Source organism: Listeria aquatica (assembly GCF_014223975.1).
Classification (GTDB): domain Bacteria; phylum Bacillota; class Bacilli; order Lactobacillales; family Listeriaceae; genus Listeria; species Listeria aquatica.
This window is the reverse complement of the sequence record NZ_JAARRM010000001.1, coordinates 540,230-565,948: the sequence shown is the minus strand read 5'-3', so window position 1 is coordinate 565,948 and position 25,719 is coordinate 540,230. Positions and strand designations below refer to the sequence as shown.

Genomic DNA, 25,719 nt, shown 5'->3' with positions numbered 1-25,719 from the left:
AAAAAACACGTTCATGCGCATTTAAGCGCGTGAACGTGTTTTTGCTTTTTCTAGCGTTTGCATCGTTTGTGTTTCTACTTGGAAAGCGACTTTTTGTTTAGTAAAAAGTGTAAGCAGTGCTTCTTCTAAGCGGGGTTCTTGTGTATTTCTGGTTAGGTTGATTCTTAGTTCACCATTAAAACTGCAGATCCCCATGTTATAAGGTGTCTTAGAGCGCGGGCTTAAAATAAAATCAAAGTGTTCAATATAACGCGCCATTTCTTCTGGCACTTTGATTACACCCAAATTAGAAAGTGTCAAGCAAGTGGTTTTTTCGCTTATAGAAAAAAAGAATTTCATCAAATGATGTTTTATAAACAAGGGAGTGCGTTTGATGATTGGATTTTGTTCCAATCGAACATTTTGACTGATTCTTGCGCGCAGTTGTTTTTCTGATAAAGCTTCATTTAATTGCTGCCTGATGGTGTGCGCGATACTTACAAAATGGAGCCCCTCTTTTTGGAGATCAATTTCTGGTTTGGCATAGAGAACAAAGTTGCGTAAGGTTTGGCTTGGAAAGAAGTTGCGTAAGTTAATCGGTAAGAAAAGTTTAATGAGGCGATCTTTTTGTTTTTTGTCTGCTTTTTGATTGATAAGGATTGCTTCAGCCACAAAAGCCGCAATTAAAACGGTCAAGCTCACCCCCAGTTTCTTGCCTAATGGTTTCAGTTTTTCGACTGGTACTTTTATGGTTGTAAGATGTAAGGTTTCTCCTGCTGCTTCACGAAATTGATAGACTTTTTTACTTTTTTCTTTTGCCAGATTTTGAGGCTTGCCATCTGCTATTTCAAGGTATTCATCTGTTAGTTCTGCTTCATGCGGTGTTTCTTTTCGGTCAAGAATCCCGTCAACTAGCGGAATGACTGCCTCTTCTTTCCTTGTAAAATATTCTGCGAGAAGCGTTTTTAAGAAAACTTCTCCACCTCGCCCGTCTGTTAAAGCGTGGAAAATTTCGACGTGAATCGCTTTTGAGGCATACAGCACGCGAAAAGCACATTGTTCAAGCTCCTGATTAGACATGTAACCTAACAGCACATTTTGTTCTGGTAAAACTTGTGGGGCTCTTTTAACAGCTGACTGGTAATACCAAAAAGCGCCTTTATGAATCCGAGCCGCAACTGACGGAAACCGTTTGACGGTAACATTCAGTGCTTGTTGTAAAATTTTCGGATCTACTGGATCTTTTAAGGAAACGGATAAGCGAAACAAATTGATCCACTTTTTATTTTTGGAAGCTAGGTGAATAATAGATGTATTATCCAGTTTCATATCGCCTTTCGTCTGTTCATATTTAGATTGCAACGACTGGGTCACCCTTCCTGCATGTTTTTAAAGCGTTTCATTAAATTTAATTTCATAGCAAAATGCTAGTTTACGATAATAGTCTCTTTCAACAAAATCTGTTGGTTTGATTTTAGCAGCTGAGTCCCTGAAGTATTCAAGCTCTGCGAATTGCAAGATTTTATAAACAAATTGTGAGCAAAACATGATATTCGGCCGAAGTGATACTTTCGTAACTAGGCCTACAAGGTTATAAGCACTTCCTTTTTCATTGATTTCTCTAACTTTATCTATAATGAGCTGCTTTTTTTCTTTAGGTGCTTGGAGCTCGTAAACGATGACAGAAGCATCACTTTTTTTATTGAACGAAGTGATCTTTTCTTGGTTGAGCCCTGGCAGTGTAATATTTTCCCCACCGTTATAACTGATGATCGTCTTCAGATCTCGGTCAAAACTTAGGGAAACGTGATTATAAGCTTTATTCGTAAATAATGAAATCACTTCACTTGCTGGACTCCCCGTACTGGAAATCACAATATAGAGATGCTCATCTTTTAAGGATTTTTCGCACTCTTCAAAATAAGCTTCTGTTAAAGTGTTTTTGTTTAAGTATTTTGTATAACTATGTCTTGGAATATCTTTTAATATCTCATTTAAATTATCTCTAGATAATGAGTTTTTACTTTTTTGCCATTTTGTTTTGTAACCTGCTCCGATCAAATACACTTCTCTTAACATTTCAAAACTGATAGAGGTCGCTTCTTTGATGGAAAACTCCCGTTGAAGTGTATACAGGTAATGAAAATAGCCGATCAAAAATGGAACAAAAATCATCAGTATAGCTGCTACCTTTTTTATGGTAAAGACCATCCAGCTATCTCCACCTGAAAATAAATATAACGCAGTCAGTACTTGTTGTAAGGCTAAGATAATTAAATAAAGAAACGACAAAGCCAGTTTCGTCCGGACTTTACTTTTTGAAAACCAAAGATAAGCGAGTAAAATAGCAGCTGCGATTGAATAGATCACAGCAAAAGGTGCGAGACTCCGTGTAGTGACTAAGAAAATAAAACACAAAAAAAGCAAATACGGCATCCAGCGAATATAGATTTTTTTTACGTGCAACTTGTTGCTCCCCTTCCCCCATGAAAAGTTAGTTCAATGGCCTAATTCCATTAATAAAACTAAGCTTGATAACTTACTATACCATGAAAAATTGATTTTTATCGCTTTTTTCAACATTTTGTCAAATTTTATCGATTTACTTGCTTACAGTTACATTTAGTTTCTCTTTTTCCCCCTCTTTTTTCAAAATCAAAAGATTGACTTTTTGTTTGAAGCCCTGTATTCTTATATCTGATAATTCTTATCGGATTAATAAGTTTAAAAGGGGGAGTCAGATTGAACACTGCTTTTGTCATACTTAATTTAGTTGTTGCACTTTTTATCATCGGTCTTTTTATCTGGATGCAAAAACGACACGTTTCCTTCTCAAAACGCGTCCTTCTTGCTCTTGCAGTTGGGATTGTAGCTGGCTTTATTTTACAATGGATTTACGGCATGGGAAGTAGTGTCACGAAAGAGACGACGGACTGGCTTGGAATTGTTGGCGGTGGTTACGTTAAACTGTTACAAATGATTGCTATTCCATTAATTTTCATTTCGATTATCGCAGCCTTTACACGATTAGAATTAAAAACCAATATTGCGAAAATCGGGATTTGGATCATCGGCACACTTCTTGTTACAGCAGCGATTGCCGCTGTTATCGGAATCGGCGCAGCACTTTTATTCCACTTAAATGCCGACCATATTTCGCAAGGTTCTGTTGAGCTTTCTCGTGCCAAAGAACTTCAAGGTAGCTTAAAAGAAATGGGGGATGCGACACTACCAAGCCGAATTTTAGAATTATTTCCTGCAAATCCATTTCTTGATCTTACCGGAGCAAGAGCAACTTCAACCATTGCTGTTGTTATCTTCTCTGTTATTATCGGCATTGCTTTTCTCGGCGTACAGCGGAAACAACCTAAGGAAGCGTCTCTTTTCGCACGTGGTGTTGATACGATTTATGCAATCGTGCTGAGAATCGTTCGGTTAATTCTTCGCCTTACACCTTATGGGGTTTTTGCGATTATGACAAATACAGTTGCGACAAGTGATGCGACAGCTATTTTAAAACTAGGGAATTTTGTCTTAGCCTCTTATGCAGCACTGATCGTTATGTTTATCATTCATCTTTTAATTGTTTCCTTTACAGGAATTAGCCCACTTACTTATGTGAAAAAGACACTACCTGTGCTTACCTTTGCTTTCACATCAAGAACGAGTGCTGGAGCGCTTCCGATGAATATTGAAGCTCAAAGAAGCCTTGGTGTTCCAAATGGAATCGCTAATTTCGCCGCTTCATTTGGTCTATCAATTGGTCAAAACGGATGCGCAGGGATTTATCCTGCTATGCTTGCCATTATGATCGCACCAACTGTTGGCATTGATCCAACGTCCATTAGCTTTATTTTAACCGTAGTTGCTGTTGTCGCGATTAGCTCATTTGGCGTAGCTGGAGTTGGGGGCGGTGCAACATTTGCTGCAATCATTGTTCTTTCAACGCTAAACCTTCCTGTTGGATTAGCAGGTGTCTTAATTTCGATTGAACCACTGATTGACATGGGACGTACTGCTCTTAATGTCAGTGACAGCATGGTATCAGGAATCGTTACTAGTAAAGCAACGAAAAATCTTGAAAAAGAACCTGAGGCGAAAGAAATTACCGCCTAACGAAAAAGAGAAAGTGTCATTCCGACACTTTCTCTTTTTGCATGGTTTGAAATTCAATATAAAAGTCCCGTTTGATCTCTAAAAAATAGCGCAAATCATTCATAAACTGAAATAAAACAGCTCGATTTTCAAATTCCTCGCGGGAAACGGGAAGTTCACTTTTGCGAAAATCGTGAACCATCTTGGTTACCCCGATTACGAGCTCCTCAGCTGGATTATCTTCACTTAATTCAAGCGCCGTTTTCTCCGTTAAACGTGATAAAATTCGACTGGGTTCGCTAACCCCTTGAAAGGCTGCAGAATGTCGTTTCATTTGTGTTAACACACGGAACTGAACAAGACGCATATCCACATACTTTAGAAAATAAGGCGAACTTTTCAAAAAGGAGTTTTCCATATTGCGGATAGCATTTGCCTCAAGATTTTGAAGTAATTGCTTCAGTTCATCAAATCGGTGGTCAAATTCCAAGTATGGCTCTTCCCCTCGGAGCCGCTGTGCCATTGAAAACAAAATTTGACGCATAAGTAGCTCCACTTTTTTCTGATCCGCTCGAATGCCTTGATCTAGTTTCGGCATATATAAGTTAAGTAAAATCGCAATTCCTGCCCCCACAATCATGAGTGCCATTTCGTTTACAAACCAGTGCAAAGCAAGGGATTTCTCAACTAGAATATGTGTCACAAGAACGGAACTCACAACAATTCCATCTGTTACTTTCAGTCGTACAGCAAGCGGAATGAAAAGAAGTAAGTATAAGCCAAAGCTAACGGCATTATAACCAAAAATCAAGAATAATACGGCAGAAATGGACAGCGCTAACACAGTTGAATAGACACGCTGAATCGCTAGCAAGAGTGAGCTTTTTTTGGTATTTTGTATACTTAAAACGGTAATAACCCCTGCCGAAACCGCGTAATCCAATTTTAGGAATTCGGCTATGAGGATGGCAAGTGTAGCTCCAAACGCAGTTTTAAGCGTCCGCATCCCTAGTTTCATAGTTTTCTCTCTCCTTTTCCACATGAAAAATCTTGAAGACTAGGCTTCAAGATTGACAGCTCGTTTATTCATCACGGGCTTCTGATAGTCGCTTTTTGATGAAAAGTGCGAGAAGCACGGCTACGCTAATTCCGATCACCCAATAGATGACTGTGCTAAAAGAATCTATTGCTGCTGCTGCTTTTCCAAACGACTCGCCAAGGAATGCTCCTAGTCCAATTAAAATCGTGTTCCAGATTAAGCTCCCAAGTGTTGTTAACACAATGAAACTACGAAAAGACATACGCGCCATTCCAGCTGGAATTGAAATCAAACTCCGAATGAGTGGAATCATTCGACAGAAAAATACAGCTCGCCCTCCGTAGCGTGCAAAAAAAGTATCGGCTTTATCAATATCAGATTCTTTTAAACGTAAGATTTTCCCATATTTCGCAACGATACGTTTGATGCGCTCTTTTCCAAAATAAAGTGAAATCGAATATAATAATACCGCTCCAAGCACGGAACCAAAAGTAGCAGAAACAATCACAAGAAAAATATTCATTTGTGTAATCGTCGTCATAAAGCCGCCAAATGTTAAAATCAGTTCAGAAGGAATCGGTGGAAATAAATTTTCAATCGTAATTAAAATAAAAACTCCGAAATAGCCAAGTTCATTCATAACATTCGTAATCCAAGCTTCCATAGATTCACTCCTCAAAAAATCAAGTACTTACTTTATTTTTATCATACCGTAAATGAACCTCGTCCGCAAGTTTTAACTAGAAAAAATTTCTCGCTCTAGCACATGGCAGAGCGAGAAAGGATCTATCCTAAAATGGAAGCACGAGTTGCGGGTATTCGGCAAAAAAAGTTTTTAGTTTTGCTTCTAAAAGTTCTAACGTTCCTTCTTCGTCTAGTTCAATGTTAAGTGGCATAACGGGTTCGTGCAAGCTCATTCGTAGTAGCAACCAACCCGAACCAAACTCATTGGAAAGATCAACTCGGACTCCTTCATGATTTGCAGGCACTAACTCAAAACCAGCTGTTTTTTGTACAAATCGCTGGAAAGAAGCGAGCACATCAGCCCCGTAAGCTTGGAAATGAGGGGCCTTTATTTGAATCCGAAATTCATGACTTTCAGCAGGTACGACCAAATTTTTCGTCAAATCACTTAAATCTTGGTTTTGCTGCTTCAACTGCGCATATTTCACAAGAATTTTGGCGACAAGATAGGCGCCATCATCCAAAAAGTAATTTTCTTTTAAAGCAGCATGCCCACTGACCTCGATCGCTAATTCTGATTCTTCCCCTGTTTCATTCAACCGAATCGCTTCATTGATTACATTCCGGTAACCCCGTTTAAAGCGATGTTGCTTCCCGCCGAGTTCACGAATAAAAGTTTCCAAGTGACTCGAAGTTGTCGAGTCCGTTACAATGGTTGATTCTGGATGTGATTCTAAAACGATAGCAGAAATGACAGCAATTAAAGCATTCCGGTTCAGGCTTTCCCCAAATTTATCCACAATTGCCGCCCGGTCCACATCCGTATCAAAAATAATGCCAAGGTCTGCCTTGCTTTCAAGGACAGCCGTACGCAGACTTGCCATCGCTTCATCATTATCCGGATTCGGAATATGGTTTGGAAAATGTCCATCCGGATCAAGAAACTGGCTGCCCGTCGTATCTGCACCCAGCGGCTCAAGTACTTTGCCCGCAAAGAATCCCCCAGCGCCATTTCCAGCATCCACAACAATTCGACTTCCAGCAAGCGGTTTCTCCCCGTTTCCTGCTTGATTTCGAATTTTTGTTACTAAATCCGCAGCATATGTATCCATCAAATCGATTTTCCGCACGGATCCAGGCTGAGTTTGCGAGATCTCCCCTTCACCATTTTCGAGAATAAACTGGATATCTTCTTTTTCAGCACCGCCCGCTTTCGTAAATAGCTTGATGCCGTTGTAAAAATAAGGCAAGTGGCTCGCTGTAATCATAATCCCAGCGTCTGTTTGAAAGCTCGCATATTGAGTTGCCATAAATAGTGCAGGTGTTGTTGCAAGTTCCGCATCTAAAATGTCGACACCACCTGCTTTTAAAACCGACACCAGTTTAGCCTTGATTCGCTCAGCAGAAAGCCTACTATCATGTCCGATAGCGACCACTATTTTTTCTTTTGGAGTTTTTTTCTTTTGCAAGAACACTAGGATGCCACGTGCAATCTTACCAATCACCTCATCAGTTAGTGTCAGTTGATGCTCCTCCGTTTCTAGACCAATCCCACGAATATCCGATCCATTTTGCAAAGCTGAAAGTTCTTCTTTCATCCAAACCGCTCCTTTTTTAGTTTGTTAAGCCTCTGCTTTTTTCTTTCCAACAATGATCCGGTGATCTAAGGTTATTTGATCCGAACCATTTTCTAAAAAGGCTGCTTTTTTCTCGACAGGAATTTGAAAGCCAAGTGGCGTCATTGCAAGTAAATCCATTTGTTCATCTTTTTGTAACGTTTTCTGTTTCGTTATTCGTTTTTCATAGACGACATCAAAATGCTCATAAAAACGGTTAGCAACAGCTTCATTCGAATAAGTTTGCCGTTCGTCTTGATAGAAAAACCGCCGCAGTTCCTGTAAATAATCCGCTTCTGGAATGACTTTGATTAAAAGTCCCTCCCTAGATAACAAGCGACTAAATTCATCATAGCTAGCTGGTGAAAGCATGTTTAAAATTACATCTACTCGGCCCGTTTGAAGTGGGCAATTCGCAAGATCCGCCACTCCCCAAGTAATTCCCGAAAAATCACGTGCCGCTTGGCGAATCCCTTCTTTCGCAAGATCAAATCCAAAAGCCAAACTCACCTTTTTCTCCAGCTGCTCTGTTAAATAGGCCAGGTGGCTCCCTTCTCCAGAACCTGCATCGAAAAGGACGAGCTCTTTTTTTTCAAGAGCTTCAACCTGAGCTAAAACGGCTTCCATTGTTTCCTGAAAAAAGCCCGTCATAATGAAGCGTTTTCGTGCTTCAAAAAGAAGCTGATCGTATTTTGTTGGCTTTGCGGCATGACGGAGTAAAAACAAATAACCCGGTTTCGCCAAGTCAAAGCTGTGATTTTGACTGCAAACTAGACTTCGTGGTGCTCTGAACGTTACACCACTTGTACAAATAGGACAGCGCAGTAGAGCCGCTGATGTTTCAAGCAGCTCACTACTTTGTTCAAGCTTCGATTTCATGTTAAATGGCTCCCTCAGTTTTCCACTCGTTCATACGTATAAAAAGTAAACGGATAGCGATTTTTTTCATCTTCTTGTCCCTCAATTCGACTCACTTCCTGAAACTTCGACCAGTCAAGTTCTGGAAAAGCTGTATCTGCCTCAAAACTAGCTCCGATTTTTGTCACTAAAAGGCGGGATGCTTGGTCGCGAAATAGTCGGTAGATTTCTGCGCCACCACAAATAAAAACCTCTTCCGTTTCTGCAAGCTTCAAGACCTCTTTTTTATCATGGATTACTTCTGCATCAGGAAGACTTAAATTCTGATCACGCGAAAGCACGATGTTACGGCGGTTAGGAAGCGCACGTCCAAAAGATTCATACGTTTTTCGTCCAATAACAATCGTATGCCCGGTTGTTTGTTTTTTGAAATAAGCAAGGTCCGCAGGTAAGTGCCATGGCATCGTATTATCTTTTCCGATGTTGCCTTGTTCATCTTGTGCCCAAATAAATGTAAGCATTTGTTTCCTCCTCCTTAAACTGAAATCGGTGCTTTAATGCCTGGATGCGGGTCATAACCTTCTAACGAAATATCCGCTACATCAAAGTCAAAAATCGAAGCAGGTTTCTCTGATAAAACGAGTTTTGGTAACGGACGCGGCTCGCGAGAAAGTTGAGTACGAACTTGGTCAAAGTGGTTGTTATAAAGATGAGCATCCCCCATCGTATGCACAAATTCACCAACCTCAAGTCCCGTTTCACGGGCAATGAGGTGCGTCAAAAGCGCGTAGCTTGCAATGTTAAACGGCACGCCAAGGAATATATCCGCACTCCGCTGATAAAGCTGACAAGAAAGCTTTCCATCCGCCACAAAAAATTGGAATAGCGTGTGGCAAGGTGGCAAGGCCATCGATGGTACATCTTCTGGATTCCAAGCCGAAACAATTAATCTTCGGGAATTGGGATTTGTCTTAATCATTTCAATCACATTAGCAAGCTGATCAATCGTTTCTCCAGTTGACGTTTTCCATTCACGCCATTGTTTCCCGTAGATGTTTCCAAGCTCGCCGTATTTTGCGGCAAAAGCTTCATCTGCAAGAATCTTCGCTTTAAAAGTTTCCATTTCTGCTTGATACACTTCGTTAAATGCTGGATCACGATTCGCACGCAATCCAAAGTCAGTCATATCCGGGCCTTGATAATCAGGTGACTTCACGTAACGCTCAAATGCCCATTCATTCCAAATATTATTATTATGTTCAAGCAAGTAACGAATATTGGTATCACCATGTAAAAACCATAACAATTCGCTCACGACTAACCGAAAAGCCACTCGTTTAGTCGTTAAAATTGGAAACCCTTTTGCTAAATCAAAACGCATTTGATAACCAAAAGCACTCCTAGTTCCTGTTCCTGTGCGGTCCCCTTTTTCCGTTCCATTTTCCATTACGAATCTAGCCAAATCGAGATATTGCTTCATCCCTCAACACTCCTTAATCTACAAATTGCGCCAAGTATTCCCAGCGTTCCATAAGTTCTGCAAGTCTAGCTTCTTTCACCGTGATTTCCGCACTGATTTCAGCTGCTTTTCCAAAGTCAGCCCCTGTTTGTTCCAGTTTTTCTTGGAGCGCTTGAACAAGTTCCTCCTGCTGAGTGATCGCTTCTTCAATTCCTTCCCACTCTAGCTTTTCTTTATACGTCAGCTTCACTTTTTCCTTCGTTTCCTGCTTTTGAACAGGTGCTATTTCTTTTTTTGTCGTGAGCTTCGAACGCTCTTCTTGTTCACTTAAAAATGTGCTGTAATCCCCAAAATAAGTCTCAATGATGCCATTTCCTTTAAAAACCAATAATTTTCGAGCCATTTTATCAAGAAAATAGCGGTCATGGCTAACGGTTATCACCGTCCCATTGAAGCTTTCCAAATAATCCTCAAGCACCGTTAACGTCTCCGTATCAAGATCATTAGTTGGCTCATCAAGTAAAAGCACATTCGGTCGGGTCATTAAAATTTTAAGTAAAAACAGTCTTCGCTTCTCACCGCCCGATAAGGCGCTAATTTTCTTGCCGTGTGTCTCTGGTTTAAAAAGAAAGCGTTCAAGCATCGCGCTTACGCTGAGTTTTTCGCCAGCAGCTGTTTCCACTTCACTACCAATTTCCTGCAAATACGTAATGATCCTCGCGTCATCATCAAGCTTTAAATTATGCTGTGTGTAGTAGCCAATCCGAACGGTTTGTCCGACTGTAACCGTTCCACTATCCGGCTTCAATTCTCCTGCAAACAAGTTTAATAACGTCGATTTACCTGTTCCATTTTGTCCAGTAATCCCGATTCGCTCACCAGGCTGAACAATCAATTGAAAATCGTGCAAGATCACCTTATCCGAAAAAGACTTGTTCACATGCTCTAAAATAAAAACATCTTTTCCAAGTCGGCTTGTATTAAAATCAAGCTCGAGCGTATCCGTATCCCTCTTTGTTTCCACGGTTTCTCTCAGCTCTTCAAAACGGTCTTTACGAGCTTTTTGCTTAGTTGAACGTGCCTTTGCCCCGCGCCTCATCCAAGCAAGCTCTCGCCTATAAAGGTTTTGATTTTTTTCCACTTCGCGAGCCGCATTTTCAAGTCGAATTGCTTTCGCTTCCATAAAGCTTTCATAGTTTCCAGCATAGCGATATAAATGACCATTATCAAGCTCAACAATATGATTTGTCACTTGATCAAGAAAATAGCGATCATGGGTAACTAGCAAAATCGCTCCTTTAAAGCGATTGAGATAATTCTCAAGCCAGCGAATTGACTGATAATCGAGATGGTTCGTTGGCTCATCTAAAATGAGTAAATCCGGAGTTTCAATCAATACTTGCGCCAACCCAACACGTTTTTTTTGCCCTCCAGAAAGCTCCTTAATCATCTGTCCAAGATCTTTAACACCTAGCTTTTCAAGAATCGTTTTCGCTTCCGTATTCATATCCCAAGCATGGAAAGCATCCATTTCCGCTTGCGCCGCTTGAAGTTTTTCATGCCAAAATGGATTTTCTGGGTCGCGCTCTAGCTCAAGAAGAACCGCTTCATAATGCCTATTTGCCTGTAAATTACGCGATTCACCTTGGAAAACGGCTTCTAAAACCGTTGAATCATCGGGTAGCACCGGATCCTGCTTCAAAAATCCAATGGAATAATCCTTTGGTACAATTCGTTCACCTGAATCGCTTGACTCCTCTCCAGAAATCACCTTTAAAAAAGTCGACTTGCCAGTACCATTAATACCAATCAAGCCGATTCGTTCACCTTCTGTAATCGTCAAATCCACATTTTGAAACAGCATTTTTTCGCCGTACGTTTTTGTTATCTGCAACAATTGCAATTGTTTCATTCGCTTATCATCCTTATCTTTAATCTCTTCCATTTTAGCTGAATTATCAAGTTATCGCAATTCCCAATTCTTAATTTGGAGAATCCTTTTTACTCAAAATAAAAAACCAAGCAAGGGCTTCTTTCCCCTTGCCTGGTTTCATTATATTTTAGAACAATCCTTGCGCATTACCAAATTCATCAACATCCATATTAAGTGCCGCTGGTTTTTTCGGAAGCCCAGGCATGGTCATTACATCACCTGTCAGCGCCACGATAAAGCCTGCACCTAGTTTTGGAATAAACTCGCGAATATGAACCGTGAAATCAGTTGGTCGTCCTAGTTTAGACGGATCATCTGAAAGCGAATATTGTGTTTTCGCCATACAAATCGGATAGCGATCCCAGCCATATTTCTTGAACTCCACAATTTGTTTTTGCGCTTTCGGTGATAGTTCAACGCCGCTTCCACCATAAATTTCCGTAACGATCGTTTCTAGTTTTTCTTCAATCGAGCTTGCATCGTCATAAAGTCGTTTGTAAGATGCGCCACCTGTTTCCACCTCTTGACTAACTTTTCCTGCAAGATCGAGTCCACCTTCGCCACCTTTTTCCCAAACCTCTGTAAGCGAGAACGGGATGTTTGCCTCATCGCACAGCGTTTCAAGTGCCTTCACTTCTGCCTCAGTATCCGTAATAAATTTGTTAATCGCTACAACAAACGGGATGCCAAATTTTTGCACGGATTCTGTATGTTTCTTAAGGTTCGCAAAGCCTGCTTTAAGCGCTTCAACATTTTCACCACTAAGTTCTGTTTTCGCTACACCGCCATGCATCTTAAGTGCTCGAATCGTTGCGACAATAACAACGCAATCAGGCGCTTTTCCAAGTGCTGGAACTTTAATATCAAGGAATTTTTCGGCACCAAGATCTGCACCGAATCCAGCCTCAGTAACCACGTAATCTCCCAGTTTTAGCGCTGTGCTCGTTGCTTGAATGCTGTTACACCCATGTGCAATGTTCGCGAATGGTCCCCCGTGAACAAGTGCAGGTGTATGCTCAAGTGTTTGAACTAAGTTAGGCTTAAGAGCATCTTTTAAAAGTAAAGTAAGCGCGCCTTCATACCCTAGCTCGCCCACTGTGATCGGTTCGCGTGCATAATTATAGCCAACAACAATTTCACTCAAGCGGTGCTTCAAGTCTTCTAAATCTGTCGCTAAACAGATAATTGCCATGATTTCAGAAGCAACTGTGATATCAAAACCATCTTCACGCGGAATGCCTTGGATCGGTCCGCCAAGACCAACCACAACTTTTCGAAGTGCGCGATCATTTAAATCCACAACGCGTTTCCATACAATTCGACGTTGATCAATTTTCAAGTCATTGCCTTGCTGCATGTGATTGTCGATAAACGCTGAAAGAGCATTGTTAGCCGTCGTAATCGCATGGAAATCTCCTGTAAAATGCAAATTAATATCTTCCATCGGAACAACTTGGGCATAACCGCCTCCTGTTGCTCCTCCTTTAATCCCCATTGTTGGACCAAGCGAAGGTTCCCGTAATGCAATCACTGTTTTTTTACCAAGTCGTTTCAAAGCATCGCCAAGACCTACTGTAACAGTTGATTTTCCTTCCCCTGCCGGAGTTGGGTTGATAGCGGTTACAAGTATAAGTTTTCCGTTTTCACGGTCCTTTAGAGAATGAATCGTTTCATAAGTAAGTTTTGCTTTTTTCTTACCATAGAGTTCAAGCGCGTCTTCACTCAAACCAATACTTTCTGCAACTTGTGTAATCGGATCTACTTCTGCAGCGAGTGCAATCTCGATGTCAGATTTTACTTCTTTCGCCATTCTTATTCCCCTCCATATGTAGCTTCAATTTGATATAGTACAAGCCTGCAAATGTAAACACTTTCTTTTTTACGCACCGAAAAAATCGGCCAACAGGAAACCTGCTGTACGTAAAGATTGCGCTTTGTTTGGCTTACTTTGCAAAGCTGTGTCCCCTAAATTTTAAACGTCATCGTCTTCTTTATCTTCACTTTGACTCTTGTGAAGTTCTTCCAGACAATCTGGATGCTCTTTGAAAAACTGAAGCAAATCCCCTATCCGGTCAATTGAATTCCAGCTAAGGTGATGCTCAATTCCTTCAACATCTTCATAAACATGTTCTTCTCGCACTCCAATTGTTCTTAAGAACTCTTCCAAAAGAGCATGACGCTCTAGCAGGCGTTTCCCCGCTTTATTGCCCTTCGGCGTTAAAACAAGACCGCGGTATTTTTCATAAACGAGGTATTCGTCTTTGTCTAGTTTTTGAACCATTTTTGTGACGGAAGAGGGGTGAACGAAAAGTTCATCTGCAATATCTGATACTCTTGCGTAACCTTTGTTCAAAATAAGAGAATAAATCTTCTCTATGTAGTCTTCCATACTTGGTGTTGGCATAACACTTACCCTCCAACCTTATTTCTTTCACATTCAAATTGTACTATATTCAAGAGCTTTTCACAAAGCTTTTACACTCCAACTTCCCTTTCTAACATTCATGACTAGGAAAAAATCCTGTTTCTTCAATCATTGTATCCAGAAATTTAGTTCTTTTTTACCTGTTCGGCTTGATAAACTTGTAAAAAGCCAAAAAGAAAACCTTTACAAGTCGGAACATTATATAATTTTCTCGCAATTCACTTGACTTATTTGGGTATATTGTTATATATTAGTACTATCGTATAAGACATTCTTGTATGACAGAAAGGCCTTTAATAAGGGGTCGGGATTTAGGAGGATTCATTTCAATGCAAAATGGGAAAGTAAAATGGTTCAATAACGAAAAAGGGTACGGTTTTATCGAAACTGACGGCGGCGAGGATATCTTCGTACACTTCACGGCTATCCAAGGCGAAGGTTACAAAACACTTGAAGAAGGCCAAGAAGTTTCTTTTGAAGTTGTTGAAGGAAATCGTGGACCACAGGCTGCTAACGTCGAAAAACTGTAAGAAAACTGCATTTAAATGTCGAGCTGGCTATTTGCCAGCTTTTTTATTTGTGCTATGCTAGTAAAAAAAGTTATGGGAGGAGAAATATGGATGTTTTTGTAGACGGTGCTAGTTCAGGAAATCCAGGGTTAAGCGGGGCTGGCATCGTACTTGTTTCAGATAATCTTCATGAGCAAAAAGCCATTTTTTTAGGTACGATGACAAATCACGAAGCAGAATTTTTAGCGGTCAAGCATGGCCTTGAACTGGCTTTAACATTCAAGCCTACACTTGTCCGGCTCTATTCGGATTCAAAAATTGTCGTATCAAGCATCGAAAAGCAATATGCGAAAAATTCCCTTTTCAAGCCCCATCTCGATGAAATTTTAAAACTATCCGAGCAAATCCCGTTATTTTTTATCAATTATCGTCATGTTAGCCAAAATAAGAAGGCAGATGAACTGGCAAGACAGGCCATTCAAAATGCTAAAAAAGGAAAAACGCCGAAGTAGCAAGCTCACATTCGGCGTTTTTTCTAGAAAAAATCTCTTTCCAATGTTCGAAGTCCATAAGCGTGAATAATATCTCCAGCAATACTCGCTGCGTCACGGTAAAGCATCCGGTCATAATCAAGCTCAAGCGGCACATCGGTGTGAATGCGCGCAAGCTTTCGGCTAAGCGCGAGCATCTCCTGATCTTCCAAAATCTTTTTTTGTTGCCCCGGTTTTAGCAACTCAATATTTTCAAGCACACCTTCAATCGATTCAAATTCCTGAATAAGCTTTAAAGCTGTTTTCTCACCGATCCCTCGCACGCCAGGGTACCCATCCGACGTGTCTCCCATCAGTGCTTTCACATCAATAAATTGTCGTGGCGTAACACCCATTTCCGCAAAAAAAGTTGCCTCATCATAGCGTTTGTAATTGCCATATCCTTTTTGCATAATCCAAACATCATTTTGAACATCAATCAGCTGTAGTAAATCCTTATCACCACTTAAAACCGTTGTACTTAAGTCTGGTGTTAGTTTGGATGTAATCGTTCCAATGCAATCATCTGCTTCGAAACCAGCCACGCCGAGATTCATAAAGCCAAATGCATCCGCTACCTCTTTTGCTAAATCAAATTGCGGAATCATTTCTTCAGGTGGCGCTTTTCTTCCTGCCTTATAGCCATCAAACAATTCATTGCGAAACGTTTTACTTCCCATATCCCAGCAGATCACCGTATGCGTGGGGTTATTTTGTCTTACCGCTGCAAAGATGTGACGCATCATACCCTGCACACCATTTGTTGGCATTCCCTTCTCATTGTACATAAACTGGTTCGTGACAGCGGTCGCGTAAAAAGCACGAAATAGCAAAGCCATGCCGTCGATCACAAGCAGATTTGGTTGTTTATTTTCCATGAACGTTTCCCCTTTGCTTCCATTTCTTTAATTTCATTTTAACATAAAAATAAACGGTTCTCTTTCAAATTCTCTTTCTTCTATCTAGAAACAGCCTTTTTGGCTCCAATAAAAATCCCACTCCCTTAAATTAGGAGCAGGATTTTAAAAGTTGTTTTATTTTACCAGCTTGCTTTTTTGACGCCGGGGATTTGTCCTTTATGGGCAAGTTCTCGGAAGCGAATCCGACTCATGCCAAATTTGCGCATGTAAGCATGCGGACGGCCTGTTAACTCACAGCGGTTATGCAGTCTTGTCGGGGAAGAGTCCCGTGGCAAGCGACGAAGTTCATCGTAACGCCCTGCTGCTTTTAATTCGCGGCGAAGTTCACTGTAATGTTCGACCATCGCTTTTTGCTTTTCGTATTTCGCTACTTTGGATTTTTTAGCCATATCAATCTCCTTTCTTCATTTTAAATAAATCGAAATGATTACGTTTTACATTTTACGCTTTTTGTCGTATTTGTCAAGTTCTCTGTTTGTAAAACAAACGCCTTTTCTCATATGCTATGCTTATTTCAATAATCCAATATTTGCGTCTCTTCAAATATCTGCTTTACATAATCATTCTGCTTAATCTCCATAAACATATCATTTTGCTTTCTTCCAAATTAATTTAGAATCATTGACATCAGTCGTTATTGTTAGTAAACCATCCTTAAATTCAGCAAATCTTTTTTGAGTTTCTCCTAACCAAGTTGGGTTCATACTCACTGACATTGTATGCAGAACTGTCACGGTATTGGTTTTTTCGTCAAAATCCGTAATTTTATAAGCACCAGCATACGCTAAATACCCATGAGCAGCTTCCGCCATTTCTTTTTCAGTTCCAGTATGCAAATCACCACTTTTATAAGACGATCTCCCTTGTTTCATCATTTGTGCGGAGACATAACCATCTGGCGTATACATCAAAAATCCCGTTGGATGTTCACCTAGTGGATTACTTTTTTCTCCATTTACTTGATACTCATAGTCAACAAGTTCCCAAGTTCCTATCAAATACTCTGTTAATTTCATTTTAAGTCCCCCTGAATTTTTCGTTTATCCTATTGCTTTTTGCTAAGAACTATTTCATCATATGAGACACATTCATGGCGTATCTAGAGAAAGACTCGCTTGTTACTCTTGACCTTGTGCAACTAACTTTGACTGGTGGTTGTTCATCACCTTTCCATCCTTCTTAGTTTCAGGCTAGTAGAAAGTCATGACACTTTGCTTCTCTGAGCCTTTTTCCAAAATAATGGTCTTGTATCCATTGTAACATCTTTGAATTTTTAATGAAAATTTATTAAGTGAGCAGAAACGTACAAAAAATAAAAAAGTGAATTAGGAAACTAGAAAATCAAAATATTTATTTGGATAGATCTCATCCTTTAAAGAGTAATGCCACCATTCTTGTTTCAATGATTCAAATCCAAATTTCTCCATTAAAATAGGCGTATCACTAATTTTTCTAATTTCTCGTAGTAATTCATGACCGGTCATTCCTGGCAACATGATATCCAAAATGACCAGTTGATAACTATTTTCATAAAATAATTCAAAGCCTTCTATTCCATTATCACAAGTATCATATCACCATTTATTACTTCATTTCTGGTGTACATCCATCTGTTCTCGAAAAAATATCTAAATCTTACAGAACTTGGTTTTTTAATGTGTATCGAATAAATATCATATTGAAATGATGGTTGAATTTTCCATCACTGACCAAATTCCTATGAATTTACTTTCGAAATAGCCTTCATTGCTAATGAATAAATTCCCCTAAAAAGAAATCTATCTGAAATGATGGTCTTCTTTCTATATAGCTCTCTCCAAAAAGAGTCTTTCGTCAGACAGAAAAAAAGACTGTAAACAAAGTTTCTTACTACTTCGTTTACAGTCTGTGACTCCTAATTTAATCATTTACAGATGACTCGTATCCATTTGAGAGAGTGTGTATCATTTTATTTACTTTCACTTTGGAGTTCTGTTTGCTCCACTTCTTTGGGTTTACGATGCGGAATCATATTGAAAATAATATTTAATAAAATAGCTGTAAAACTGCCCGCTACAATCCCATTGCTCGTAAAGAGTTGAACAAACGATGGGAAGTTTTGGAATAAATCAGGGACAACTGTGACGCCAAGCCCCACCCCAACTGAGCAAGCGATGATCAGCAAGTTTTCTTGTGAGGTGAAATTCACTTTACCAAGCATTTTAATCCCTTGTGCCACAACCATACCAAACATGGCCACCATTGCGCCACCTAGAACAGGCGTTGGAATAATCGTTGTAATTGCTCCAATTTTGGGAACTAGTCCTAAAACAATCAGAAATCCAGCTGTTACATAAATCACTTTTCTCGTTTTAATGCCTGAAAGTTGAACCAATCCGACATTTTGCGAGTAGCCAGTATAAGGGAACGTATTAAAAATCCCACCTAGAATAATCGCAAGCCCTTCTGCCCGGTAGCCTCTTGCCAAGTCTTTTTTACTGAGCGAGCGACCTACAATATCAGATAAGGCAAAATAAACGCCCGTTGATTCGACCATGCTAACAAGTGAAATCAAGATCATCGTAATAATAGCTGGCCATTCAAAAGAAGGCGCTCCAAAATAAAAAGGTTGTGGTAAATGGAACCAGTCTGCTTGTGAAACAGGGGCAAAGTTAATGCCTCGTAAAATGATCGCGACAATGGACCCTCCAATTAAGCCAATTAAAACGGCAATAGATTTTGAAAAGCCGCGACCGAACCGGTACACTAAAATGATCAAAAAAAGCGTGAAAAAGCCAAGGCCAATATTATAAAAGGAGCCGAAATCTTTTGCTCCTTCACCACCAGCTAGATTATTGATGGCAACGGGAATGAGTGTAAGACCGATAACCGTTACAACTGAACCCGTCACAACCGGTGGGAAAAATTTAACCACTTTTGAAAAAAATGGTGCAATCAAAAGTACAAAAAGTCCCGATGCGATAATCGAACCGTAAATGGCACCAATCCCCATATCTTGCCCAATTAAAATAATTGGAGCAATGGCTTGTACCGCACAACCCAGCACAACCGGAAGACCAATTCCGAAAAAGCGATTCATCGATAGTTGAAGTAGCGTTGCGATCCCGCACATAAAAATATCGATCGAAACAAGATACGTCATTTGTTCCCCGTTAAACCCTAACGCACCGCCAATTAAAAGTGGTACAATAACAGCCCCTGCATACATGGCAAGAACATGCTGAAAGCCTAAAGCAGCCAGTCTTCCCTTACTAAGCATTCCTAGTCCTCCCTAACAAATTGAATAGTCTCATTTTCAAGCGAAGCAATCCGTGCAAGTGAGTAAACTTCCACTCCTGTTTCTTGAAGTAATTTTCTTCCTTGTTGAAACGACTTTTCAATCACAATGCCAATTCCAGCAACTGCAGCATTTGCCTCTCGAGCAATCTCTAACAGCCCGAGTGCGGCTTGACCATTTGCCAGAAAATCATCAATGATTAAAATCGTATCTTCCGAGGTTAAAAATGACTTGGAAATCGAAATATCACTAGTTTCTTGCTTCGTATAGGAATACACACTTGCTGAATAAAGATTGTCTTTTAGCGTGACAGACTTTTTCTTTCGAGCAAAAACGACCGGGACACTGAGTGCGAGCCCTGCGAAAACAGCTGGAGCGATTCCTGAGGATTCAATCGTAACAATTTTTGTAATTCCCTCTTGAGCAAAATGTTCGGCAAATTCTTTTCCTAACTTTTGCATTAACGCTGGGTCGATCTGATGATTTAAAAATGCATCCACTTTTAGCACATTTCCGGGAAGAACCGTCCCCTTTTCTTGTATCGCCTCTTCTAGTAATTTCACACTCCATGCTCCTTTCCAAATAAAAAAACTTATCCCTAAAAAGTTTGAGGGATAAGTCAAATAAACTAGCATCGCCAGTTCAGTGCAAATCACTCATAGTCCGGTCATTTACGGTGCCCGGGTAGAAACTTATTGTCCATATCACAAAGATTATATAAGTGCGTATTTTTATTCACTTGAAGTCTTTTCATTATAACGCCGTAAAGCGACGCGGGTCAACCTCTTTTTTAGTTTTTCAACTTGTAAACGAATTCATAGCGTTTGTTTAAAAGTGCAATCAAATAATCTGGATTCAAGCCTTCTCCCGTTGTATCTTTCAAAATTTCGAGCGGCTTTTTAAGTTTGCCATATTGATGAATATACGCTGTTAGCCACTCCCGAATCTCTGAATAGTCTTCGCTTGCAAGAATCGCTTCCACGTCTTTCAAATCCTTTTGCATCGCATCAAAAAACTGTGCCGCATACATCAAGCCAAGGGCGTAAGATGGGAAGTACCCAAAGTCCCCGCCAGCCCAGTGAATATCTTGCAAAACGCCTTCACTGCTTTTTTCTGGTCGAATCCCCAAATAAGCCTCATATTTATCATTCCAAGCGGCTTCAAGATCCTTCACTTCAAGTTCTCCATTTATGAGCGCTTTTTCAAGTTCATAACGAATCATAATGTGAAGAGGATACGTTAAAATATCTGCTTCAATTCGGACAAGTGAACTTTCCGAAATATTTAATGCCCGGTAAAATGTTTCTAGTGGGACTTTACCAAATGCAGGTTCTTGCTTGACTAAATCTGGATAGTTGCTCTTCCAAAACGCAAAGCTCGAGCCCAAAATAATTTCATAGAAGAGCGACTGCGATTCGTGGATGCCCATCGAAGCTCCCTCTTTCAGCGGCGTTCCAATGAGATTTCTCCCGATATTTTGCTCATAAATCGCATGTCCACCTTCATGGATGATTCCAAAAACCGCCATTTTAAAATTGGCTTCATCATAGCGCGTTGTAATTCGCACGTCGCCAAGATTGAGCCCAATTGCAAACGGATGGACCGTTGTATCAAGTCTTCCCGCTTCAAAGTCAAAGCCCATTTTGGCTAGAATCGCTTCGCTGAATGCCCGTTGCTTTTCTTCACTCATAGGAACAGCTAGCCCACTCGCATCCGGAAGAGTACCTTCCTTAGCCATTTTGTCACGTAGTTCCATGATCGCAATCCGAAGTTTTCCGAAGACTTCATCCAGGATTTCAACCGTCATTCCAGGTTCATATTGATCAAGCAAAGTGTCATACTTGTTATCCTTGTAGCCCCAATATTCCACAAATTTCCGCTTAAACGCAACAATCTCCGTTAAATACGGTTCAAATTTAGCAAAGTTATCTTCCCCTCTTGCCTCCGCCCAGACATTTTCGGCATCTGCGACAAGCTTCGAATACGCCTGAAACTCTTCTTGTGGGATTTTCTTGTTCAGCTCATATACGCGACTTGATTCTTCAAGGGATTTTCTCGTCACTTCATCAAGTTCATCTTTATGTGGGGCAAGCGCTGCAATAAAAGCCGCCATTTCTTCTGAAACTTCCATCTCGAAGATTTGCCCAGCAAGAACACCGATCACTTCAGAACGACCTTCTGCACCTTTTTTAGGAATCTTTGTGCGAATATCCCAGTAAACCAAATTAAGGGCTTCCGAAAGCGCCGACTTTTTCTTCAAAAAAGCTAAAAAATCACGTTCCAACTCTGCTACTGTTTCCATTTTTGTCACTCCTTCACGCGTGGTTTCCGTGGTCCCCAGTACTGATACAGATCGGTTCGAAGGTACCCATTATAAAGCTTGCGTTTCTTCGTTGCCTTCTTCCCATAAACCTCTTCAAAAGCCTCATAACTCGTGATAACATAAATCGACCAAGTTGGGAGTTTCGCGTATGTCTCGCCCATTTCGCGGTAAAGCTCGCGGATGCTCGCTTCGTCTTCAAGCCGCTCCCCGTAAGGCGGATTTGCAACCACAACCCCGTATTCCTTTTCCGTCGTAAAATCACTCACTTGCATTTGTTTAAAAGAGATCAAATCCCCTAGGCCCGCTTCGCTGGCGTTTTGTTTGGCGCGCTCCACCATTTTGTGATCAATATCTGCCCCAAGAATATCGAGGGGCTGGTCATAGTTCGCCAAACTTTCGGCTTCTTCCCGAGCCTCCTTAAAAATCTTCTCAGGCATCCAGTCCCACTTTTCAGACGCAAAACTACGATTGAACCCTGGCGCGATATTTTGACCAATCAGAGCCGCTTCAATTGGAATCGTTCCCGATCCACAAACCGGATCATAAAATGGCCGATCTGGATGCCAGCTTGTAAGTAAGACAAGTGCAGCGGCCATCGTTTCTTTAAGCGGTGCATCCCCTTGTGTTGTTCGGTAGCCACGTTTATGGAGCCCTTCTCCACTTGTATCAATTGTGATCGTTACTGTATCTTTTAAAAGAGCCACTTCAATTTTAAATAGAGCTCCGGTTTCAAGTAGTCGACCACTTCTACGATACTTTTCTTGCAACCGGCTTACAATCGCCTTTTTTGTGATTGCTTGACAATCCGGCACGCTAAATAAAGTGGATTTAACAGATTTCCCAGAAACAGGAAAAACCGCATCTAATGGTAAAAAATTCTCCCAAGGCAAAGCTTTTGTTTTTTCAAATAATTCATCAAAAGTAGTAGCTTTAAATTCGCCTACGACAATCTTCACACGGTCTGCAGTTCGGAGCCAAAGATTCGAGCGTGCGATCGCCAGTTTATCTCCTTTAAATAACACCTTTCCATTTTCGACTTGCGGCGTGTAGCCGAGCCGTTTTATTTCTTTACCAACAATCGCTTCAAGACCTGATGCCGCAGTTGCTAAGAGTTGAAATTCCGACACGTCCGTTCCTCCTTTTTTTATCAAGAAAAAAGCTGTTTCAAAAAAGTGAATGCGTTTTTCGCGCCGTGGCTTTCGCCGTTTTGCCACTCCTTTGAAACAGCTTCATTTTAAAATTTATCCTGCCATTAACGTTCTATAAGCCATGTTCTGTCCTCTGCGGATCTGCAGGCCACCCGCAAAGGGATAATCATCTATCTGCACCGGCAAAATTGCCGTGCCTCTTCCCTTGTTCAAATTCCTCGGGAAAAGTGCCCCTACCATAGTTTGAGTTTCTCGCTCGTGGGGTTTACCTCGTTCCACTTCTTTTATTTCTAAAAGAACTTCGTCACTGTGGCACTTTCAAGGATATAAGGCCGTATCCGAAGACTTAGGCCATTCACCTGCCGTCAAACCGCATCCGCGGAATGCCCTGGCTTATTATTTCACCAGGCACGATCACTACGAGCATCTCAGCTCGTGCGAGCATGGACTTTCCTCTGCTAATAAAGCAGCGATTATCCGAACGTTAACAGAAAAGAGCGTCATGCCAAGAAGCTTGACGCCCTTTAAGATACTATCACAATTACTCCTTATCGTCCAGCTTATTTCCAAAAACATGTTTTTCTAAATTACTCAACCGTTTCAAAATATCGAAATTTGTTGTTCCAGCCGGCTGAACTGGAGTTTCGTAAGTACTGCTTGGTGCAGCGGCAGGTTCACGTCTTGCAGAACCATTTGCATCTAGTTCTTGAACCAAGCGAATGTTTTCAGCTTGTAAAGCTTCAATTTCTTGTGTAAAAGTTCCGTAATCCTTGATGACTAAATCGAGAAACTCATCGACATCCTCAGGACTATAGCCACGGAGACCTGTTTTAAATTCTTTTTCTAAAATTTCCTTCGCCGTTAAGTTATATTCAAATTGCTCTTGAGCCATAATACTCCACCTCTATCTTTTCTTTACGTCATATATGGATAATATACTCTTATTTTTCCAAATCTAAACACATTTGTCAATGTAAACCCTCTTTTTTTTAAAAACCTTTAGAAATCAGATTCAGTTTCGTAAACCATTTCTTGTAGCTCATAAAAATCAATTAATTCAAGCTGATAATTGTCCGATTTCGCTTCTTGCAACGCGCGTTCGTAAAAAAAGCGTGGTGAACCTTCCTTCTCAAGGTCATAAAGTAAAAGCGCCCCGTCCGTGTGGTCAATTAAAAATCGGTCGCGTAGTTCAAACTGCCCCGGGTTTTCATAAGGGCGTTCTGTGATATAAGCGTGATAGTCGGCGCCTCTCACGACTTCTTCTTGCCAAAGCTGATTCGCTTCATTCCAATTTTCGGCTTGTCCTGTGAATGGTTCGAGAATTGCTAATTTAATAGGAAAAGATTTTTCTTTAAGAGCCAAAACCACTTCCCCTGCCCAAAGTTCTGTTCCCAGCTGTCCAGAGATAATCACCCATTCAAGCCCATCTTCCAGATACATCGCTAATTTCTTTTCCAGTGCTAATCGAATATACTTACTTTCCGGGACATCACGTTTAAAAATACCCAGCTCAAAGTTTTTATAGCCTGTTAAAACAACTGATTTCAATCCGCTTCCTCCAAACTGCGGTAAACGCGTTCGAGTGTGTATTTAGAAGATTCGTAGTGATCATGGAAATGCTTATAAAAAGATTTGCCGTTAAAAGCATTTACCGCTGTCATTTGAATATTGTCACAGCACTGTCTAAGCTGCATTTCTGTTAAATAGTGTGGGTGCACTTCATTTACCCAAGGAATCGCTTCTTGTAAAAAGGTATCTGCGAGTTCTTTTGCTTCATCTACAAAAGGCTTCATATCTTGATAAAAGTCAAATTCTGCTTGATTTTCACGATTTGCTAGATACTTCTGCCAATTTTTTTCATTTTGTTCTTGCAATCGTTCCGTTTTTTGTTTTAATTCTTTCATTTCTCTGCGTTCCTTTCATACCTTCTTTTGTTAGCATATCATACTGCCCCAAAAAACGATAAGAACATGCTTGTTTTAAAGCCACTAAAAAATAGTCCGAAAGTTTCTCTAAAAACGAATCCTTATGAAAATTTTTCTCAACGGGTTAAGCGTTCATAGTTCCTCCCCCTCTAACACCGCAAAACGAGCCTTTAGGAGGATGATTGTCTCCATTTTTTCAGATGGTTGATTTTGTTCCTTAAAAGTGGGAGGCTCTAGCTTTTTAAAGATAGAAGCTAGAAAGTAAAGCTTTTTTCTAATCTATTTTGCAAAAGTCACCACACGTGTATAATATTGCACTTTCTGTTTGAAATGGTATAATGAAGAATGGTTCAAAATGAATCGCTATGAAAAAGAGGTGATAGTATGGCAATTGGCTATCCGAATGGTAAAAAATCCAAAAAAGAGTGGCAAAAACCGCAAAGTACCAAGAAACAAATCGAATTTGGTAACCGGGGAATGTCGCTAGAGGATGATTTAAACGATACCAATACCTATTATCTAGCACAAGAACGGGCTGTCATTCATAAAAAGCCAACTCCGGTTCAAATTGTTCAAGTGGACTATCCAAAACGGAGTAGTGCTATGATCAAAGAGGCTTATTTTAAACGGCCTTCAACAACAGACTATAATGGCGTCTATAATGGAAAGTACTTGGATTTTGAAGCGAAGGAAACTAAAAACAAAACCGCTTTTCCACTAAGTAATTTCCATCCCCATCAAATTGAACACATGACACAAGTGACTAAACAAGAAGGCATTGCCTTTGTTATTACTTCGTTCAGCGGACTTGGGGAAGTTTATCTCACGATGTTCGATGCTTTTTTCCCCTTCTGGGAGCGCATGCTTCAAGGCGGACGAAAATCCATTACACTAGATGAGATTAGACAACATTCTGACCAAATTCCTTATGGTCTAAATCCTCGATTAGACTTTTTGTCTATTATTGACCAAAAGTGCTTTTAATCGAATTTTTAAAGG

25 protein-coding genes, 1 other RNA gene, 2 pseudogenes and 1 riboswitch are annotated in these 25,719 nt (G+C 40.4%); of the genes and pseudogenes, 4 read left to right on the top strand and 24 right to left on the bottom strand.

The genetic code is table 11. The features are described 5' to 3' along the window. Positions 1–21: 21 nt before the first annotated feature. Together HB912_RS02850 and HB912_RS02845 are read right to left on the bottom strand one after the other, a co-directional pair. Positions 22–1,341, bottom strand: a complete 1,320-nt coding sequence (locus tag HB912_RS02850) for a hypothetical protein (protein ID WP_185372120.1) — start codon at positions 1,339–1,341, stop codon at positions 22–24. A 27-nt stretch (positions 1,342–1,368) separates the two neighbouring features. Continuing rightward, positions 1,369–2,445 carry a hypothetical protein gene (locus HB912_RS02845; protein ID WP_185372119.1) on the bottom strand — a complete coding sequence of 359 codons (1,077 nt, stop codon included), beginning with the start codon at positions 2,443–2,445 and terminating at the stop codon, positions 1,369–1,371. A gap of 276 nt (positions 2,446–2,721) precedes the next feature. On the opposite strand from HB912_RS02845, the gene HB912_RS02840 reads away from it, so the two are divergent. Then, positions 2,722–4,095 carry an L-cystine transporter gene (locus HB912_RS02840; protein ID WP_185372118.1) on the top strand — a complete coding sequence of 458 codons (1,374 nt, stop codon included), beginning with the start codon at positions 2,722–2,724 and terminating at the stop codon, positions 4,093–4,095. A 16-nt stretch (positions 4,096–4,111) separates the two neighbouring features. Here the strand turns inward: HB912_RS02840 and HB912_RS02835 are convergent, their stop codons facing one another. The 9 genes from HB912_RS02835 to mntR all read right to left on the bottom strand — a co-directional run bounded on the left by HB912_RS02835 (position 4,112) and on the right by mntR (position 14,067). After that, positions 4,112–5,092, bottom strand: coding sequence for an aromatic acid exporter family protein (locus HB912_RS02835; RefSeq protein ID WP_185372117.1), 981 nt, complete (start codon positions 5,090–5,092; stop codon positions 4,112–4,114). A gap of 64 nt (positions 5,093–5,156) precedes the next feature. Beyond that, positions 5,157–5,777 carry a DedA family protein gene (locus HB912_RS02830; protein ID WP_185372116.1) on the bottom strand — a complete coding sequence of 207 codons (621 nt, stop codon included), beginning with the start codon at positions 5,775–5,777 and terminating at the stop codon, positions 5,157–5,159. Between the two features lie 127 nt (positions 5,778–5,904). Beyond that, positions 5,905–7,395, bottom strand: a complete 1,491-nt coding sequence (locus HB912_RS02825) for a phosphohexomutase domain-containing protein (RefSeq protein WP_185372115.1) — start codon at positions 7,393–7,395, stop codon at positions 5,905–5,907. 24 nt (positions 7,396–7,419) lie between these two features. Further along, the gene (locus tag HB912_RS02820; protein WP_185372114.1) at positions 7,420–8,292 is read right to left on the bottom strand and encodes a putative RNA methyltransferase; all 873 of its coding nucleotides are present in this window, start codon (positions 8,290–8,292) and stop codon (positions 7,420–7,422) included. Positions 8,293–8,306: 14 nt separating this feature from the next. Continuing rightward, positions 8,307–8,792 carry a dihydrofolate reductase gene (locus tag HB912_RS02815; protein WP_036071745.1) on the bottom strand — a complete coding sequence of 162 codons (486 nt, stop codon included), beginning with the start codon at positions 8,790–8,792 and terminating at the stop codon, positions 8,307–8,309. Between the two features lie 14 nt (positions 8,793–8,806). Continuing rightward, positions 8,807–9,751: a thymidylate synthase gene (locus HB912_RS02810; protein WP_185372113.1), complete on the bottom strand. Its 945-nt coding sequence runs from the start codon at positions 9,749–9,751 to the stop codon at positions 8,807–8,809. Positions 9,752–9,764: 13 nt separating this feature from the next. Beyond that, complete coding sequence (locus HB912_RS02805; RefSeq protein WP_483403574.1) at positions 9,765–11,594, bottom strand: ABC-F family ATP-binding cassette domain-containing protein; 1,830 nt, start codon at positions 11,592–11,594, stop codon at positions 9,765–9,767. A 196-nt stretch (positions 11,595–11,790) separates the two neighbouring features. After that, on the bottom strand, positions 11,791–13,473 hold the full coding sequence (locus HB912_RS02800) for a formate--tetrahydrofolate ligase (RefSeq protein ID WP_185372111.1): 1,683 nt from the start codon (positions 13,471–13,473) through the stop codon (positions 11,791–11,793). Between the two features lie 162 nt (positions 13,474–13,635). Next, a complete protein-coding gene (mntR, locus tag HB912_RS02795; RefSeq protein WP_036071749.1) occupies positions 13,636–14,067 on the bottom strand; it encodes a transcriptional regulator MntR in 432 nt (143 codons plus the stop codon). Positions 14,068–14,417: 350 nt separating this feature from the next. On the opposite strand from mntR, the gene cspD reads away from it, so the two are divergent. Together cspD and HB912_RS02785 are read left to right on the top strand one after the other, a co-directional pair. Continuing rightward, complete coding sequence (cspD, locus tag HB912_RS02790) at positions 14,418–14,618, top strand: cold-shock protein CspD (RefSeq protein WP_036071751.1); 201 nt, start codon at positions 14,418–14,420, stop codon at positions 14,616–14,618. Between the two features lie 86 nt (positions 14,619–14,704). Continuing rightward, the gene (locus HB912_RS02785; RefSeq protein WP_185372110.1) at positions 14,705–15,109 is read left to right on the top strand and encodes a ribonuclease HI family protein; all 405 of its coding nucleotides are present in this window, start codon (positions 14,705–14,707) and stop codon (positions 15,107–15,109) included. Positions 15,110–15,132: 23 nt separating this feature from the next. Here HB912_RS02785 and HB912_RS02780 read toward each other — a convergent pair whose 3' ends face one another. The 13 genes and pseudogenes from HB912_RS02780 to HB912_RS02725 form a co-directional block, all read right to left on the bottom strand. Beyond that, the gene (locus tag HB912_RS02780; protein WP_185372109.1) at positions 15,133–16,005 is read right to left on the bottom strand and encodes a 5'-3' exonuclease; all 873 of its coding nucleotides are present in this window, start codon (positions 16,003–16,005) and stop codon (positions 15,133–15,135) included. 161 nt (positions 16,006–16,166) lie between these two features. After that, positions 16,167–16,436, bottom strand: a complete 270-nt coding sequence (gene rpsN, locus HB912_RS02775) for a 30S ribosomal protein S14 (RefSeq protein WP_036071754.1) — start codon at positions 16,434–16,436, stop codon at positions 16,167–16,169. A 198-nt stretch (positions 16,437–16,634) separates the two neighbouring features. Then, complete coding sequence (locus HB912_RS02770) at positions 16,635–17,063, bottom strand: lipocalin-like domain-containing protein (RefSeq protein ID WP_185372108.1); 429 nt, start codon at positions 17,061–17,063, stop codon at positions 16,635–16,637. Positions 17,064–17,372: 309 nt separating this feature from the next. Continuing rightward, positions 17,373–17,477: pseudogene (locus HB912_RS13125) on the bottom strand (M15 family metallopeptidase); the annotation flags it as partial. Continuing rightward, a pseudogene (locus tag HB912_RS13180) lies at positions 17,472–17,618 on the bottom strand (response regulator); the annotation flags it as partial. The pseudogenes HB912_RS13125 and HB912_RS13180, both read right to left, overlap by 6 nt. A 377-nt stretch (positions 17,619–17,995) precedes the next feature. After that, positions 17,996–19,306: a nucleobase:cation symporter-2 family protein gene (locus tag HB912_RS02760; RefSeq protein WP_185372107.1), complete on the bottom strand. Its 1,311-nt coding sequence runs from the start codon at positions 19,304–19,306 to the stop codon at positions 17,996–17,998. 2 nt (positions 19,307–19,308) lie between these two features. After that, positions 19,309–19,887 carry a xanthine phosphoribosyltransferase gene (locus HB912_RS02755; protein WP_185372106.1) on the bottom strand — a complete coding sequence of 193 codons (579 nt, stop codon included), beginning with the start codon at positions 19,885–19,887 and terminating at the stop codon, positions 19,309–19,311. Between the two features lie 76 nt (positions 19,888–19,963). Further along, positions 19,964–20,065: riboswitch (purine riboswitch) on the bottom strand. Between the two features lie 49 nt (positions 20,066–20,114). Continuing rightward, positions 20,115–21,626: a carboxypeptidase M32 gene (locus HB912_RS02750; protein WP_185372105.1), complete on the bottom strand. Its 1,512-nt coding sequence runs from the start codon at positions 21,624–21,626 to the stop codon at positions 20,115–20,117. A 5-nt stretch (positions 21,627–21,631) separates the two neighbouring features. Beyond that, positions 21,632–22,774 (bottom strand): THUMP domain-containing protein, encoded by a 1,143-nt coding sequence (locus HB912_RS02745; protein ID WP_185372104.1) that lies wholly within the window; start codon positions 22,772–22,774, stop codon positions 21,632–21,634. Positions 22,775–22,905: 131 nt separating this feature from the next. After that, positions 22,906–23,280, bottom strand: an RNA gene (gene rnpB / locus HB912_RS02740) — RNase P RNA component class B. 56 nt (positions 23,281–23,336) lie between these two features. Next, positions 23,337–23,687 carry a cell division regulator GpsB gene (gpsB, locus tag HB912_RS02735; protein ID WP_185372103.1) on the bottom strand — a complete coding sequence of 117 codons (351 nt, stop codon included), beginning with the start codon at positions 23,685–23,687 and terminating at the stop codon, positions 23,337–23,339. A 107-nt stretch (positions 23,688–23,794) separates the two neighbouring features. Continuing rightward, positions 23,795–24,343 (bottom strand): SLOG family protein, encoded by a 549-nt coding sequence (locus HB912_RS02730; protein WP_185372102.1) that lies wholly within the window; start codon positions 24,341–24,343, stop codon positions 23,795–23,797. Further along, on the bottom strand, positions 24,340–24,699 hold the full coding sequence (locus HB912_RS02725; RefSeq protein ID WP_185372101.1) for a YppE family protein: 360 nt from the start codon (positions 24,697–24,699) through the stop codon (positions 24,340–24,342). The genes HB912_RS02730 and HB912_RS02725 overlap by 4 nt, the downstream gene beginning before the upstream one ends. A gap of 405 nt (positions 24,700–25,104) precedes the next feature. On the opposite strand from HB912_RS02725, the gene recU reads away from it, so the two are divergent. Beyond that, positions 25,105–25,704 (top strand): Holliday junction resolvase RecU, encoded by a 600-nt coding sequence (recU, locus tag HB912_RS02720; RefSeq protein WP_185372100.1) that lies wholly within the window; start codon positions 25,105–25,107, stop codon positions 25,702–25,704. The last annotated feature ends 15 nt before the right edge of the window (positions 25,705–25,719 follow it).